Source organism: Streptomyces sp. NPDC000075, assembly GCF_040301925.1.
In the GTDB taxonomy this organism is placed as follows: domain Bacteria; phylum Actinomycetota; class Actinomycetes; order Streptomycetales; family Streptomycetaceae; genus Streptomyces; species Streptomyces polychromogenes.
The window spans coordinates 34,683-50,187 of record NZ_JBEPFL010000050.1; the positions used below are offsets into that span (position 1 = coordinate 34,683).

Annotated in this window: 11 protein-coding genes; 7 read left to right on the forward strand and 4 right to left on the reverse strand. The window is 75.8% G+C overall.

Going from position 1 to position 15,505, the window contains the following annotated elements; genetic code table 11:
* Positions 1–2 precede the first annotated feature (2 nt).
* Positions 3–1,238, reverse strand: coding sequence for a dehydroquinate synthase/iron-containing alcohol dehydrogenase family protein (locus tag ABT403_RS36125; RefSeq protein ID WP_344158149.1), 1,236 nt, complete (start codon positions 1,236–1,238; stop codon positions 3–5).
* Between the two features lie 124 nt (positions 1,239–1,362).
* Here ABT403_RS36125 and ABT403_RS36130 point away from each other — a divergent pair, with 124 nt between their 5' ends.
* The 3 genes from ABT403_RS36130 to ABT403_RS36140 all read left to right on the forward strand — a co-directional run bounded on the left by ABT403_RS36130 (position 1,363) and on the right by ABT403_RS36140 (position 4,592).
* Positions 1,363–2,031: a response regulator transcription factor gene (locus tag ABT403_RS36130; protein WP_344158153.1), complete on the forward strand. Its 669-nt coding sequence runs from the start codon at positions 1,363–1,365 to the stop codon at positions 2,029–2,031.
* Between the two features lie 147 nt (positions 2,032–2,178).
* Positions 2,179–4,236, forward strand: a complete 2,058-nt coding sequence (locus ABT403_RS36135) for a sensor histidine kinase (protein ID WP_344158156.1) — start codon at positions 2,179–2,181, stop codon at positions 4,234–4,236.
* A gap of 98 nt (positions 4,237–4,334) precedes the next feature.
* Positions 4,335–4,592, forward strand: a complete 258-nt coding sequence (locus ABT403_RS36140) for a hypothetical protein (RefSeq protein WP_344158159.1) — start codon at positions 4,335–4,337, stop codon at positions 4,590–4,592.
* Positions 4,593–4,663: 71 nt separating this feature from the next.
* Here the strand turns inward: ABT403_RS36140 and ABT403_RS36145 are convergent, their stop codons facing one another.
* From ABT403_RS36145 to ABT403_RS36155, 3 genes are all read right to left on the reverse strand, one after another.
* Complete coding sequence (locus ABT403_RS36145; protein ID WP_344158161.1) at positions 4,664–5,449, reverse strand: oxidoreductase; 786 nt, start codon at positions 5,447–5,449, stop codon at positions 4,664–4,666.
* Between the two features lie 89 nt (positions 5,450–5,538).
* A complete protein-coding gene (locus tag ABT403_RS36150; RefSeq protein WP_344158164.1) occupies positions 5,539–6,117 on the reverse strand; it encodes a TetR/AcrR family transcriptional regulator in 579 nt (192 codons plus the stop codon).
* A 33-nt stretch (positions 6,118–6,150) separates the two neighbouring features.
* The gene (locus tag ABT403_RS36155) at positions 6,151–8,064 is read right to left on the reverse strand and encodes a choice-of-anchor R domain-containing protein (RefSeq protein ID WP_344158167.1); all 1,914 of its coding nucleotides are present in this window, start codon (positions 8,062–8,064) and stop codon (positions 6,151–6,153) included.
* 327 nt (positions 8,065–8,391) lie between these two features.
* Between ABT403_RS36155 and ABT403_RS36160 the strand changes: the two genes are divergently transcribed.
* The 4 genes from ABT403_RS36160 (at position 8,392) to ABT403_RS36175 (ending at position 15,453) form a co-directional block, all read left to right on the forward strand.
* Positions 8,392–9,828: a multicopper oxidase family protein gene (locus ABT403_RS36160; RefSeq protein ID WP_344158170.1), complete on the forward strand. Its 1,437-nt coding sequence runs from the start codon at positions 8,392–8,394 to the stop codon at positions 9,826–9,828.
* A 156-nt stretch (positions 9,829–9,984) separates the two neighbouring features.
* Positions 9,985–13,167 carry an amidohydrolase family protein gene (locus ABT403_RS36165; RefSeq protein WP_344158173.1) on the forward strand — a complete coding sequence of 1,061 codons (3,183 nt, stop codon included), beginning with the start codon at positions 9,985–9,987 and terminating at the stop codon, positions 13,165–13,167.
* A gap of 64 nt (positions 13,168–13,231) precedes the next feature.
* Positions 13,232–14,752 carry an alpha/beta hydrolase gene (locus ABT403_RS36170; protein WP_344158176.1) on the forward strand — a complete coding sequence of 507 codons (1,521 nt, stop codon included), beginning with the start codon at positions 13,232–13,234 and terminating at the stop codon, positions 14,750–14,752.
* 44 nt (positions 14,753–14,796) lie between these two features.
* Positions 14,797–15,453, forward strand: coding sequence for a DUF2278 family protein (locus tag ABT403_RS36175; RefSeq protein WP_344158179.1), 657 nt, complete (start codon positions 14,797–14,799; stop codon positions 15,451–15,453).
* Positions 15,454–15,505 lie beyond the last annotated feature (52 nt).

The following is a 15,505-nucleotide window of genomic DNA, read 5'->3' on the forward strand; positions in this document are numbered from 1 at the left end:
GATCACAGCCTCGGAAAGGGTGCGGACGCTCTGTCCGCCAGGGGTGTGGACGTTCCGTCCGCCAGGGGTGCGGACGCTCCGTCCGCCCTGGACGCGGACGCACCGCCCAGCCTGGTGCGCCCGCCGTCCCGGCCGCGCGGGGCCGCGATCCGCTCGCGGTCCCGGTCCGGTCCCGGGACCCGCCGGGCCGGGGCCAGTGCGGCCAGCGCCTCGTGCAGCAGGTCCGCGCCGACCTCGGTGAACAGGCCGCCCCCGTGGGCGTACGGCTCGCCCGGCCCGCGCAGCAGCACCATCGGCGCCGACCGCCCGCCCCCCGTCACGGCGGCGGCCACCCGCCCCGGCTCGATCCCCCCGGGCAGGGTCCGGGCGGCGCCCGCGCGGGCGAGGAGGTCCTCGTGCGCGGCCTCGTCGGCGGCGCTCAGCAGACCGAGCGCGCGGGCGACGGCCGCCGAGGCCCGCAGGCCCGCCGCGAGGGCCTCCCCGTACGGGATCCCGGGGCTCAGCCCCGCCACGGCCCGGGCCACGCCCTCCCCGTAACGGAACGCGGCGGCCGGACCGCGCTCCAGCGGGTCGTGGAGGCAGAGGGCCGAACGGGCCTCCACGCACAGCGATACGAACGAGAGGAGGACCTCGGGGCCGTAGCCGCCACCGGGCCGCAGCCGGGCGGCCACCCGCGCGGCGGATCCCGGCACCACGGCCAGCACGGTCCGCAGCAGCGGGCTCAGCCCGGCCCGCAGGGCGCGCGGCGGCAGGGTGTCCAGGAACTCCGCCTGGATCCGCACCAGCAGCGGGGCCGCGCCCGGCCCGCCCGTCCCGTCCGCCACCGACAGGGCGCTGTCGGACATGGCGCGCAGCGTCGTGGGGAGGCGGACCAGCGGCGGCCGCGTACCGTCGGCGCGCAGCGCCCGGCCGGCGGCGGCCATCACCCGGCTGCCGCCGAACGCCACGACGAGCGCGTCGTCCGGTACGGCCGGCAGGCCCGCGCCCCCGCCCGTGGGCAGCTGGGGCCACAGGACCGCCGTCGGCGCGGCCGCACCGAGCAGCCGCAGTACGTGCGCGGCGTGCGCCCGGGGCAGGCCGGGGTCGGTGACCAGGGCGATCCGGCGGGGGTTCAGCTCCCCCAGGACCCCGGTCAGTTCACCGGCGGTGCCCGCCCCGCACCGCAGCTGCACGCGGACGTGCGCCGGGCCGAGGAGCAGGGACCGGTCGATACGGACAAGGGGAACGTCGGCAGGCATGCCGCCCACGATGGGCGTGCCCGAGCCCCGGGTGCCTGAGGCAGGAACCCCCACCGGGTCCCACCCCGCCCGGCACCCGCCCCCTTACCATGAGTGATCGTGCAGTGACTGCTAGTGTCGATGCGTGTACGAAGACGACCGCACCATCCCCCGCGTCTTGATCGTCGACGACCATCCCCTCTTCCGCGAGGGCCTGCGGGCCGCCCTGGAGAGCACCGGCGGAGCCCTCGTCGTCGCGGAGGCCGAGACGGGCGGCCAGGTCCCCGGCGCGGTCGACGCCCACCGCCCCGACGTCGTCGTGATGGACCTGTCCCTGCCCGACCTGTCGGGGATCGAGGCCACCCGCCGCCTCGCGGCCAGCCACCCCGGACTGCCGGTCCTCATGCTCACCATGTCCGACGACGACGGCAGCCTCCTCGCCGCCCTCCAGGCGGGAGCCCGCGGCTACGTGGTCAAGGGCGCGGGCTCCGAGGAGGTCCTGCACGCCCTGCGCACGGTCGCGGCGGGCGGCGCCGTCTTCGGCTCGGAGATCGCCGCCCGGCTCTCCGCCCTCCTGGCGGGCGGTCACCGGCGTGACGCGGGGCAGCTCTTCCCGGCCCTGACCTCCCGCGAGGTCGAGGTGCTCGAACTGATCGCCCGGGGCCACGACAACCGGCGCATCGCCCGCGAACTGGTCCTCTCCGAGAAGACGGTCCGCAACCACATCACCCACGTCTTCGACAAGCTCCAGGTCACCTCCCGGGCCGAGGCCGTCGCCCGCGCCCGGGACGCGGGCCTGGGCGAGGACGGCTGACCCCCGGCGCGGTCCCGTAGCCGGGGCCGCGCCGGAGGGCCCGGACCGGGAACCGGGAACCGGGAACCGGGACGATCACCCCATGCGCCCGGGACCCGGGGCGCACCAGGCTGGAAACCAACGCACCGAGCGGCCGGGGAGGCCGACATGCGCACAGCGAACCGGACCACGGCGAGCACGCCCCGCTCGGGGCCCGAAATGCTGCCCGCGTACACCGTCTGCGTCCTCACCATGATCTCCGCGCTCACCTGGGGCGCGGTCACCCTCACCCACCTGGACCACCCCGCCCTGGAGCACCTCAGGCTGCACCTGGCCGCCGACCACGTCCTCGTGGGCCTGGGCATCGCCCTGACCGGCATGGTCTTCGCGGCCCGCCGCACCGCGCGCGTACTGGGCGCCCTGATGCTCTGCTCGGGCTGCCTGCTGACCCTGGCCCAGGTGGTCCCGCTGATCGCCGTGGTCTGGGGCGCCGGCCCGGGTGTGCTCACCGCCGTGTTCGTCCTGGTGATGGTCGCCTTCACGCTGATCAACAGCATCATCTACCCGATGCCGCTGTGGCTGCCGACCGGCCGCTTCCCCCGGGGCTGGGGGCCGCCGTACGTGACGTTCACCGCCCTCTTCAGCGCCCTCCAGCAGTACCACGCCTTCACCCACACCGGCTTCGTCTACTACGGGGTCCCCAGCCCCCTCGCCCACTCCGCCTGGTCCGACCTGGAGTTCATGCTCACCCCGTGGATGGACACCGCCGCCCGCTGGGTCCCGCCGGTCATCGCGGGCGCCGGGATCCTCATCATGCTCATCCGCTGGCCCCGCGCCCCGAAGTCCGAGCGCCCGTACGCGATCCTGGCGGTGCCGTACGTGCTGTGGCTCGTGGTGATCGGGCTCAACGAGTACGGCGACCCCCCGATGGGCTTCGAGGTGGTCCTCGTCTACCTCGCCGCCGCCTCCTGGCCGGCCACCGTGGGCTACGTGCACGTCCGGGACCGGACCTGGGCCCTGGACCGCGCGGGGCGCCGGATCCTGACCGCCTTCGTCCTCACCTTCGCCTTCTTCATGGCCTACGCGGGCGGCGCCTTCGTCCTCGACTACTTCGCCCCCGGCTCGCTCAGCCCCGAGGCCGGGCTGATGGCCTGCCTCACGCTGCTGGTGGGCGCCCTGCTGCGGCCGACCGCCCGCTGGTCCGCCCGGCTCGTGGACCGCTACTACTACGGCGAACGGGCCCAGCCCTACCAGGCCGTGCGCGCCCTCGCCGACCGCCTCGGCCAGGCCCTCGATCCCGGCGAGATGCCCCGGCTGCTGTGCGACACGGTCGTGCGCACCCTCCGGCTGCCGGCCGCCCGCCTGGTGGTCCACACCCGCCACGGCGACCGCGAACTGGTCCGCCTGGGCACGCCGGGCGGCCTCGACGAGGCCTTCCCCCTGGTCCACCGGGGCAACGCCATCGGCCACCTCTACGTCCCGCCCCGCGCCGGGGAGCTCGCCCTCGACCAGCAGGACCGCGAGGCCGTGCGGATCCTGGCCGGGCACAGCGCCCCGGCCGTCGCCTCGCTCCAGCTGTACGAGGAGCTCCAGTCCAGCCGCGAACAGATCGTCCTGGCCCGCGAGGAGGAGCGGCGCAGGCTGCGCCACGACCTCCACGACGGCCTGGGGCCGGCCCTGTCCGGGCTGCGCCTCCAGGTCGACGCGGCCCGGACGGGCCTACCGCCCGGCGGGCGCGCCACCGCCTCCCTGGCCACCGTCTCCGAGGGCATCGGCCGGGCCATCGACGAACTGCGCCACATCACCGGGGGCCTGGCCCCCGCCGCCCTGGACGGCGCCGATCTGCCGCGCGCCCTGCGCCAGCTCGCCGAACACCTGGGCCGCACCCTGCGCATCACCGTCAGCCTCGCCCCCGAGCCCTTCCCGGGGCTGCCGGCCGCGGTGGAGGTGGCCCTGTACCGGATCGCGGCGGAGGCCCTGAACAACGTGGTCCGGCACGCCCGGGCCGGGCACGCGCACGCGGCGGTGGTGCTGACCCCGGAGGCGGTGACGGTGGAGGTGCGCGACGACGGCACCGGCGTCCCCGAGGGAGCCTGCGGCGACGGCGGTGTGGGCCTGCGCTCGATGGCGGAGCGCGCCGAGGAGCTGGGCGGCACCTTCGCCCTGGTCAGCTCGGGCGCCGGGACCGTCGTCAGGGCGGTGCTCCCGCGCACGGCCGGGACCTGAGCGGGACCTGGGGACCATGTGCCCGGGACACGGGCGTCCGTACGTTGATGGTCCGGAGCTCGAACGGGCCCCGGACCGACAGGAAGAAGGAACCCGAAATGAACGCGAAGAAGCTCTCCCGGATCGCACCGGTCGCACTCGTGGCCGCGGGTGTGATCCTCTCCGGCCCGGTGGCGCTGGCGGCGCCGCAGCACGAGGCGTCCTCGGCCGCCTCCGTCGTGGACCACCGCTCCTCCGGGAAGAAGGGCCCCTACTCCAGCAGGGGCGCCTGTGAATCGGCCGGCCGGTCGGGCCACTACAAGAGCTGGCACTGCTCCTACGAGAGCTACAAGTGGTGGCTCTACTACACCTCCTGACCGGAGGCCACCCCATCACGCCGGGGCCCGGGACGACATCGTCCCGGGCCCCGGCCCTCGTGTGCGGGCGGTCAGACCGTCTTGACCATCCCGCCGTCGACGACGTAGTCGGCGCCCGTGACGTTGCCCGCCGCGCCGGAGAGCAGGAAGACGATGACGGAGGCCACCTCGCGTGGCTCCGTCAGCCGGCCGGTGGTGAGGCCGAACCGTTCCGGCAGCCCCTCCAGCAGGTCCGCGTGCCCGACCCCGGCGGCCTCCGCCACCAGGCCCCCGAAGTTCTGCGGGTCCTCCCAGACCGCCGTCCGGGCCGGGCCGGGGGAGACGGTGTTGACGCGGACGCCCCGGGGGCCGAACTCCTCGGCGAGGGACTTGGTCACCGCCCCCAGCGCCGCCTTGGCCGCGCTGTAGGCCACGGGTCCGGTCGCGGGCAGGCGGGAGCAGACCGAGGAGACGTTGACGACGGCCCCCCGGCGTGCGGCGAGTCCCGGCAGGACCGCGCGGGTCAGGCGCACCGCGCTCATCAGGTTGAGGTCCATGTACCGCGCCCACTGGGCGTCGTCGGTGTCCAGGAAGCCGGTGAGCCCGCTCTCCGGGTCGCCGCCGCCCACGTTGTTCACGAGCAGGTCGACGCCGCCCAGTTCGGCGTGGGCGGCGTCGGCGAGGGCGGCCACCCCGGCGGCGGTGGCGAGGTCGGCGCGGACCCCCAGGGCGCCGGTGGCGGCGAGTTCCGGTGTGACCGTACGGGCGGCGCCGACCACGCGCACGCCCTCCTCCACCAGCAGCCGCACCGTGGCGAGGCCTATGCCCCGGCCGGCGCCGGTGACGACGGCGGTCTTGTCGTGCAGTCCGAGCTTCATGAGTTCCCCAGTTCTTGAGCTACAGGTACAAAACATGGGCATGCCGGAGCCGCCCCACTCGGGGCGGGGCCGGGCGGGGTGAGCGGGGGCTACAGGGAGTCGACGGTGGCCTCGACCACCAGTGCGAGGCGTTCGGGCCCCTCGGCGACGCGCGCCAGCAGGCGCAGCCCGACGGCCGTGCTCAGCAGCATGCTCCCGACGGCGCGGGCGTTCCGCTCCGCCGGGATCTCCCCGGAGCGCCGGCCCTCCTCGACCAGCGCCCGCAGGGCCTCCTCCGTACGGTCGAACATCCGCCGCACCAGCTCGGAGGCCACCTCGTCGGCCGCCGCCAGCTCCGCGGCGGTGTTCACCGCCATGCAGCCGCGCCGGTCCGGATCGCCGAGGTCCATCTCGACGAGCATCAGCAGGGCGGCCCGCAGCCGCTCCTTCACGGGCCCGTCCCCGCCGAGCAGTTCGATCACGGCTTCCGCCTGGCCGTCGCGGTAGCGCCGCAGGGCCAGCTCGAAGAGGGCGTGCTTGCTGCCGAAGGCGTGGTACAGGCTGCCCTTGCCGATGCCGAGCGCGTCGACCAGGTCCTGCGGGGTGGTGGCGGCGTAACCCTGCCGCCAGAACACCTGCATGGCCTGCTCGACGGCGGCATCAGGATCGAACTGCTTCGGCCTTCCCATGATCACGATTCAATCTGATTCTGTACCCACGGGTCAAGTACGCGCCTCCGGCGGGGTCTGCGCCCCCCGGCCCTCCTGCGCGGCGAGGGTCAGCAGCACCAGCGCGTCCGTCCAGCCGAGCGGGACGACCGCCTTCGGCCGCCCCTGGGCGTCCACCGTCTCCGGCAGCTCCCCGAGCAGGTTGCGCTGGGCCAGCACCCAGTCGAGCACCGCGCCGCCCTTCGCCCGCTCGCCCGAGGAGGTCCAGGCCAGGGCGAAGAACGAGGTGCTCGCCGTCCAGGAGACGTTCCCCCAGGGAGCGCCGGGGTCGCTGCCGGGCACCAGCCCGCCGTTGGACCGCCGCAGCTCCCGGTAGGTGTCGTCGAGTGCCCGGGGCAGCCCGGCGGGCGCCGTGTTGAACGGCGGCGCCATGAACGCCGCCGCGCTGTCCCGCCCGTGCAGCCCGTCGACCGTCCGCGCGTAGCCCAGCGGGGCGAACCGCTTCGCGATGCCCGCCTCCAGCCGCCCGGCGGCCCGCGCCCAGCGCCCGGCGTCCGCGTCCCGGCCGAGCTCCCGGGCGAGGTCGCTGGCGGCGTTCAGTCCGGCCAGCAGCGGGGCGGCGGTGCCGATGTTGGCGGTCGCGGTGGGCAGCTCCCAGTAGTCGGGCGAGGCGGGCGGCAGCCCCTCCGCGTCCAGTGAGCCCGCGGTGTAGTCGGCCGCCTTCGCCAGCGCCGGGTACAGGGCCCGCAGCCGCTCCGCCCGGCCCGCCTCGGGCGCCGTCCGGTACCACTGCCAGGCGGCCCAGGGCACCCACCCGTCGGCGTCGAGCTGCCACCGCCGGTCGTCCGGCGGCCCCGACCCGTCGAGGCGGGTCCGGGCCTCCCAGGTGCCGTCCGGCCGCTGGGTCCCGGCGTTGTACCGCAGGATCCGGTACGCCTCCTCGTCATGGCCCGTGTGCGCGAACGCCGCCGCCGCGAAGGCCGAGTCCCGGGGCCAGGAGAAGTCCCAGAACGGATACCAGGCCGCCGCGAAGGCCCCGTTGGGCCGCAACAGCGCCCGCATCGACAGCAGTGCCCGCTCGGCCCCCTCGCGCCGGGTCCCCTGACCGCCCGGGACCGTGCCCGAGGCCAGCCAGCGCCGGGACTCGGCGATCTGCGCGAGGGCCCCCGGGTCGTCCGCCGCGACCAACCGGGACTTCGCCGCGCCCGCCGGCAGGTAGCGCCACCGCCCGGACGGCAGCTCCAGCACGTTGCTGCCCGGCACGTAGCGGGCGCCGACGGCGAAGGCCGGGTCGACCGCCTCCACCGCCCCGCCCGGGTCGGACAGCAGCCCCGCCGTCCGGGCCGGCTTCAGCGAGGCCGGGACGTAACAGGCCTCCACCTCCCCGCACCGCTCCGGACCCGACGGGTTCACGTAGAACGCGAACCGTCCGTCGCCCTCCCGCCAGCCGCCGCCGGACTCCTCGTACATCGCGCCGGCCGGGGTCCCCGCCGCGGCCCCGCGCGATCCGTACCAGACGACCGGCTTGTTCTCGGCCGTCGTGGCCTGGGCGAACAGCCAGTAGCGGGCGCCCGGCCGGACGGCGGCCGCCAGCGGGACCTCCACCCAGCCCGCGCCCGGCCCGCCCAGCGAGGCCAGGTCGACGGCGGCGTCCGCGACCGCGGAACCGGGGTCGTCCCGCACGGTACGGACCTGCACCCGCACCTTCCCGGTCGCCGCCCCGCTGCTCAGGTAGAGGCTCACCCGGTCCAGCCGGGCGGCGCCGGTGCTGAACTCCTGGGCCGCCGCGTTCCCGCCGCCCCTGATCCCGGCCAGGGCCGTCTCGTGGCCCGCCTGGCGGTCCGGGGCGGCCCACCGCCCGGCCCGGTCGGGGGGCCCGCCCGCGGCGGCCGCCCCCGCCGTCCCGTCCGCCGCCTGCAGCAGCGTCGTGAGCAGGGCGGTGGCCGTCAGCACGGACCGTGTGCGCATCACGCATTGCCTCCACTGTGATGAACCGTCAAAAAGCCTGGCAGAGCACGTGGACGGTGCTATTCATCCAATATCCCCGGCCAGGGCGCCACGTTGGTCCCGTGTACGCCCACCACGCCCGAGACACACCGCGAAGTCGCCCGTTCGGGTCAGCCCTTCACGGCTCCTCCACAGCCGCACCAGCGCGGCACCACCGGCCTCGCGCAGGCTCTCCTCGTCCAGCACCGCGCACGCGCGTGCGCCCACCCGACCGACCGGCACACGAGGCGCCGGGCCAGTACCCACGGGGGAACAGTGATCACTCGACGGACCGCACTCAAGGCAGGCGTGGCCGCCACCAGCATCGTCGGCACCGGCGGCATGCTGCTGCCCGTCGTGAACGCCACCGCGAAGGAGCCCGCCCGCGCCGCGGCGGCCGAGCTCGACGCCGCCGGCATAACCAAGTTCATACAGAAGATGCCACTGCCCCCGGTCCTGACGCCCTACCTCAACACCGGCAGCACCAGCTACTACCGCCTGACCCTCAAGGAGGCCGTGAAGGAGATCGTGCCGGGGCTGCGCACCCCGCTGCGCACCTTCAACGGCTCCTTCCCGGGCCCGGTCATCAAGGCGGAGTCCAACCGCCGCGTGGTGATCAAGCAGATCAACAACCTCGCCGTCCCCACCTCGATCCACCTCCACGGCGCCCACGTCCCGCAGGACAGCGACGGCTCCCCGATGGACCTGATCCCCTCCGGCGGCGGCACCAAGACGTACACGTACCCCAACACCCAGCCGCACGCGAACCTGTGGTTCCACGACCACGCCCACCACATGGAGTCGGAGAACGTCTTCCGGGGGATGACGGGCACCTACATCCTCACCGACGACGTCGAGCGCCGGCTGCCCCTGCCCGCGGGCCAGTACGACGTGCCGATCTCGCTGCGCGACGCGCGCTTCCTGGAGAACGGTGAACTCGTCTACGCCATGGGCGACTTCAAGATGCGCAACGTGATCCTCGCCAACGGCAGGGCCTGGCCCTACTTCGAGGTGGCGTCCCGCAAGTACCGCTTCCGCCTCACCAACACCTCCAACCAGCGCTTCTTCGACCTGTCGCTGGCCGACGACTCCGAGCTCGTGCAGATCGGCACCGACGGCGGCCTGCTGCCCGCCCCGTACCGCACGAACGTCGTCAAGATCAGCCCCGGCGAGCGCGCCGACGTGGTCATCGACTTCTCCCGCTACCCGGTCGGCACCGTCATCGAGCTCCGCAACAAGGACATCGCCCCCTTCGAGTCGGCGGACGTGGTCGGCCAGGTCCTCCAGTTCCGCGTCACCCGCACCGCCCCGGACCACAGCTCCGTGCCGGAGCGCCTGCGCACCCTGCCCGAGCTGGGCACGGCCACCGTCAACCGCGAGTTCGACATGCGGATGGACGAGGCCCCCGGCGGCAGCGCGTACATCAACGGCAAGACGTACGACATGGACCGGATCGACACCGAGATCGCCTACGGGGCCACCGAGATCTGGACCGTGCACAACTCCAACAAGATCGCCCCGCACAACTTCCACATGCACCTGGTCCAGTTCCGGGTGCTGGAGCGCAACGGCCAGCCGGTCACCTCCGGCCCCGAGACCGGCCTCAAGGACACCGTCCCGCTCAAGCCGGGCGAGACCGTCAAGCTCCAGGCCACCTTCACCGGATACCGGGGCACCTACGTGTACCACTGCCACCTGTTCGACCACGGCGCCATGGGCATGATGGCCAATATGCGCATCTCCTGACGCCCCGCCCCCTGCGTATCCTCACCCCGGCGGCCGGTGGGCCCGCCGGGGTGAGCCCGTGTCCGGGCCCGTTGCCCCGGCCGGGGCCGGGTCGTTCGACCGTCCGACGGGACCGGCGGGCGGGACCGGGGGACGGGAGGGGCGTTCGCGATGCGGATGGCGCGCAGGACGGTACTGGGGGCGGCTTCGGCGGGGGCGCTGGCGGCGCTCCTCGGACACCGACCGGCCGGGGCGGCGGGAGCGCCGGCACCCGGCCCGGCCCCCGCGGAACCGGCGGCGCCCCTGCGGCTGCGGTTCACCCGTACGACCAACGGCGCGGCCACCGCCACCGCCGCGGGGGACCGGGTGATCGCCGAGGTCCAGGGCGTCCTGTGGTCGCTGCCGCCCGACGGCTCCCCGGCGGCCCGGCTCACCCCGCCCGACCTGGAACCCGGCCGCCCCGTGCTCTCCCCGGACGGCGGCCGCGTCGCCGTGAGCGCCTACCGGGGCGGGAACTTCCACATCTGGGTGATGCGCGCCGACGGCAGCGGACTGCGCCGGCTCACCGACGGCCCCTTCGACCACCGCGCCCCCGCCTGGTCGCCCGACGGCCGCACCCTCGCCTTCTGCTCCGAACGCGGCGGCGACCCCGTGGCGGGCAGCCCGTACCGGATCTGGACCGTGGCCCTCGGGGACGGCGGCCTGCGCCGCCTCACCGGCGTCCCCGGGCAGGACGGCCCCGACCAGGGCGGCGCCTGGGAGGACTTCGACCCCGTCTTCACCCCCGACGGCTCCCGCGTGCTGTTCGTCCGCGCCGCCCTCACGGGTGAGACCCTCACCGCGCGGACCCTGGCCTCGGCGGCCGCCGACGGCACCGGCCCCGTCCGCACCGAACACACCGCCACCGAGGGCGGCCTGCTGGCCCCCGCCCTCTCCCCGGCCGGACGCACCGCCTGGCTGTGCGCCACCCCCGGCCCCCGCAAGGCCGAGCACCTGACCCTCTGGGCCGACGGCCGTCCCGTCGCCCTCGACGGAGACCTCGCCCCGGCGCCCCCGCGCTGGCTCGGCGACGACCGCCTCCTGGTCACCCTCGACGGGCGGTTCCGCATCCTGCGCCCGCACCTCGACCGCACCGGCGAGGAGATCCCCCTCGACGCCACCCTGGAGGTGGCCCGCCCCCGCTACCGGGTCAAGGAGTACGCCCTGGAGGCCGAACGGCCCCTGCCCGTACGCGGGATCCACCTGCCCGCCCTCTCGCCCGACGGCCGCCGCGTGGCCTTCGCCGCCCTCGGCGCCCTCTGGGTCGCCGACGTCACCGGGGGAGCCCCGCGCAGGCTCGTCCAGGCCAAGACCACCGCCTACCCCCAGAACCCGGTGTGGAGCCCCGACGGGCGCGCCCTGCTCTACACCGACGACCGCGACGGGCTCAACACCGTACGCCGCCGCGAACTCGCCGACGGCCGGGAGAGCGTCCTGTCCCCGCCCGGCCGGGTCTACGGCTCCCTCTCCCCGGACGGCACCCGCCTGGCCGCCCTCGACCTCTCCGGCCGCCTCCTCGTCCGCTCCCTCGCCACCGGCGACGAGACCCCCCTCGTCACCGCCCTCGGCGGCGGCGGACTGCCCAGCCCGCCCAGCTGGTCGCCCGACGGCCGCTTCCTCGCGCTCTGCGACCGCAACCGGCTCAGCCGCCGCTTCCGCGAGGGCTACAACCTGATCCGGATCGTCGACACCGCCACCGGCACCGCCCGCCTGCACGCCCTCGCCCCGCACGCCTCCCTCTCCGACCGCTACGCCTCCGGCCCCGTCTGGTCCCCCGACGGCCGCTTCCTGGCCTGCGTCAGCGAGTCCGCCCTGTGGCTGCTGCCCGTCGCACCCGACGGCACCCCGACGGGGGAGTCTCGCCGCCTCACCGACGAGAGCGCCGACCACCCCTCCTGGTCCGGGGACTCCCGCACCCTGCTCTACCAGTCCGCCGGCCGCCTGCGCCTGCTCCCCCTCGACGCCGCCGGCGCCCCGGCCGGAGCCCCGCGCACGGTCCCCGTCGCCCTCACCCACCGCCGGCCCGCGCCCGTGGACACCGTCGTCCACGCCGGCCTGCTGTGGGACGGCACCGGCACCCCGCCCCGCGCCGACGTCGACGTCCTCGTCAGCGGCGGCCGGGTCACCGCCGTCGAACCCCACCGCCCCGGCCGCCGGACCGCCCGCACCGTCGACGCCTCGCGGGGCACCGTCCTGCCCGGCCTGTGGGACTCCCACGTCCACCCGTACCCGTACACCTACGGGGCCCGCCAGGGCGTCCTGCACCTCGCCTACGGGGTCACCACCGCCGTCTCCCTCGGCGGCTCCGCCTACGAACAGGCCCGCCTGCGCGAGGACGTCCGGGCCGGGCTGCTCGCCGCGCCCCGGCTGCTGGCCGGCGGGGAGCTCCTCGACGGCTCCCGCGTCGCCTACAGCATGGGCCGCGCCCACCGCACCCCCGAGGGCCTGACCCGCTCGCTGGCCCGGGCCGCAGCCCTGGACTGGGACTTCGTCAAGACCTACGTCCGCGCCCCCTACGCCGCCATGGAGCAGGCGGCCCGCTTCGCCCACGAACGGCTCGGCGTCCTGGCCGGCAGCCACCTGTGCGCCCCCGGCATCCAGTCCGGCCAGGACCTGACCACCCATCTGATCGCCACCGAACGCGCCGAGTACGGCCACGGCGCCACCCCCGGCGGCCACACCGAAGAGGACACGCTGGAGGTCTACGCGCACGGCCGCTTCGACCTGATCGCCACCCCCTTCACGGCCTTCCCCCTGATCGGCGCCGACCCCTCCCTCGCCGCCGACCGCCGCGTCACCGCCCTGATGCCGCCCTGGGACCTGCCCGCGATCCGGGCGGCGGCCGGACAGCCGCCCACCGCCGAACAACTCGCCGCCCTGGAGCGGGAGATCGGCGTCTACCGGTCCGTCCTGGACGGCGGCGGACGCGTCGCCCTGGGCACCGACGCCCCGCTCACCCCCGTCGGCCTCCACCTCCACCTCGCCCTGCGCGCCCTGCACCGCTACGGCCTGTCCCCGGCCGAGGCCCTCACCACCGCCACCCGCACCCCGGCCCGCGTCTTCGGCGCCGACGCCCACCTCGGCACCGTCGAACCCGGGAAGTACGCCGACCTCACCCTCGTCGACGGCGACCCCTTCACCGACTTCGCCGACCTGGTCCGCGTCCGCGCCGTCCTGCGCGCCGGAACCCTGTACGAACGCGCCGCCCTGGAGGCCGCCTTCCCCGAGCCCCCCGCCGCCACCCCGGCCGCCTGGCAGCCGGTCCTGCGCCAGATGCACCGCGACGCCTGCTGCAACACCCCCTCCCTCCACGGGGGTTAACCCCACCGGGCGGCCACCGGGCTCCCGGATGGGGCGCGTGGCGCGGGCCGACGAGGCTTGCGCCATGACGAATCACCGGACCACGCCGCTCCTGCTCGCCCTCGCCACCGCGACCGCCCTGACCGCGGCCGCCGTCCCCGCCGCGTCGGCGGCACCGGCGGAGCCCGGCCGCTCCGGCACCTCCGCACCCCGCCTCGACTGGCGCCCCTGCGCCAAGCCGGGCGGCCCCGCCATCCAGGAGTGCGCCGACCTCCCCGTCCCGCTCGACTACGCCGACCCGGCCGGCCCGCAGATCAGCGTGGCCGTCTCCCGCATCCGCAGCGACCGCCCCGAGGCCCGCCGGGGCACCCTCGTCGTCATCCCCGGCGGTCCCGGCGGCTCCGGCGTCCAGCGCCTGACGCAGAAGGGCGCCGCCCTCCAGAAGCAGCTCGCCGGCGCCTACGACCTCGTCGCCCTCGACCCGCGCGGCGTCGGCGGCAGCACCACGGCGAGCTGCGGCCTCGCCCCCGAGGACCGCCACCTCACCACCCTGCGCTCCTGGCCGGGCCCGGGCGGCGACGTCACCGGCAACCTCGCACGCTCCCAGCGCGTCGCCGAGGCCTGCGCCGCGAACGGCGGCGCCGTCCTGCGCAGCTTCACCACCGCCAACCAGGTCCGCGACATGGACCGCCTGCGCGCGGCGCTCGGCGAGCGCCGGATCTCCGCCTGGGGCGTCTCGTACGGCACCTATGTGGGCGCCGTGTACGCGCAGACCCACCCCGGTCGCACCGACCGCTGGGTCCTCGACAGCAGCGGAGACCCCGACCCGCGGCGGGTCGCCCGGGGCTGGCTCGCCAACATGGGCGAGGGCGCCGACGACCGCTTCCCCGACTTCGCCGCCTGGGCCGCCCACCCCGACCGGGACGGCCAGGGCCTGCGCCTGGCGCGGAGCCCCGAGGAGGTGGAGCCGCTCGTGCTCTCCCTCGCCGACTCCCTGGACCGCGCCCCGCGCCCCTCCACCACCCCGGGTGTGCCCCTGACCGGCAACGGCCTGCGCCAGGCCCTCCAGAACGCGCTCTACGGGGACTCCGCCTTCCCCGGCCTCGCCCGGCTCCTGCTCACTCTGCGGGACCCGCAGGCCACGCCGGTCCTCCCGCCCGAGCTGGCCCAGCCGCTGCGCGACCAGGACGCCTCGCAGACGGCCGCGGTCATCTGCAACGACGTCGCCTGGCCCCTGCCGTCCGCCGCCGACCAGCAGCGCGCCGTCGACGAGGACCGCGCCCGTCACCCCCTGACGGCGGGCATGCCCGTCAACGTCACCCCCTGCTCCTTCTGGAAGACCCCGCCCACCACGCCGCCGGTCCGGATCACCGACCGCGGCCCGTCGGACATCCTCATGATCCAGAGCCGCAAGGACCCCGCGACGCCGCACTCCGGGAGCCTGAAGATGCGCCAGGCGCTGGGGAAGCGGGCGGTGATGGTCACGGTCGAGCAGGGCGGCCACGGTGTCTACCTCGGCAACGGCAACGCCTGCGGCGACGCGGCCGTCACCCGCTTCCTGACCACCGGCACCCGCCCGGCCCGGGACACCGACTGCCCGAACTGACCCCGCTGCCGGGCCCGTCCCCGGCCCGGTGGTTGACTGGCCGCATGCCGCTCGACTCCTACGGCGTGCTCGCGGGGACCCTGCACCGCCACTTCCGCGACCGCCCCGAGACCACGGGGCACCGGCTCCACGTCTGCCTGGAGGTGGACGCGCCCGCCGGCCGCCACCGCTGCTCCGTCGGCCTGGACGGCGCGGGCGGCGAAGGGGCGGGCGTCCGGTGGAAGACGCTCCGGCTGGCCGCCTCGGTCCTCGACCCGGTGCCGGCCATGGGCCCCGGCTACCACGAGCTGTCGCCGTACTCCGGCTCGGGCGCCCTCGACCACCTGCGCCACCCGGCCCTCGCGGACCGGCCGGCCCGGCTGCCCGCCTGGCTGCGGAACCTGCGGGACCGGCTGAGCCCGCCGCACCCGTGGGTTCCCGGTTCCGGATCCGGGGCCGCCGCGGCCCTGGAGGCCCTCCTGGTGCCGGGCCGTGAGGTCCTGGTCTTCGGGGCGGCCTCCGAGCGGGGCCCGGGGATGCACGACGTCCACCGCAACCAGGGCGACCCGTACGGGAGCCGGTGGTGGCCGGACAACGGCACCTGGCAGGACGGGGCCGTCCTCACCCGGCGGCCGGACGGCTGGTACGACGCCTTCCTGAGCGCGTTCGCCCCGCAGGCGGACCGCACCGACGCCGACGGCCACCCGGTGGGGGAGGGCTGACGGTACGCCGCCCGGTCACCACAGTGGGCCGGCCGGGCTCGGGGAGCCCGGC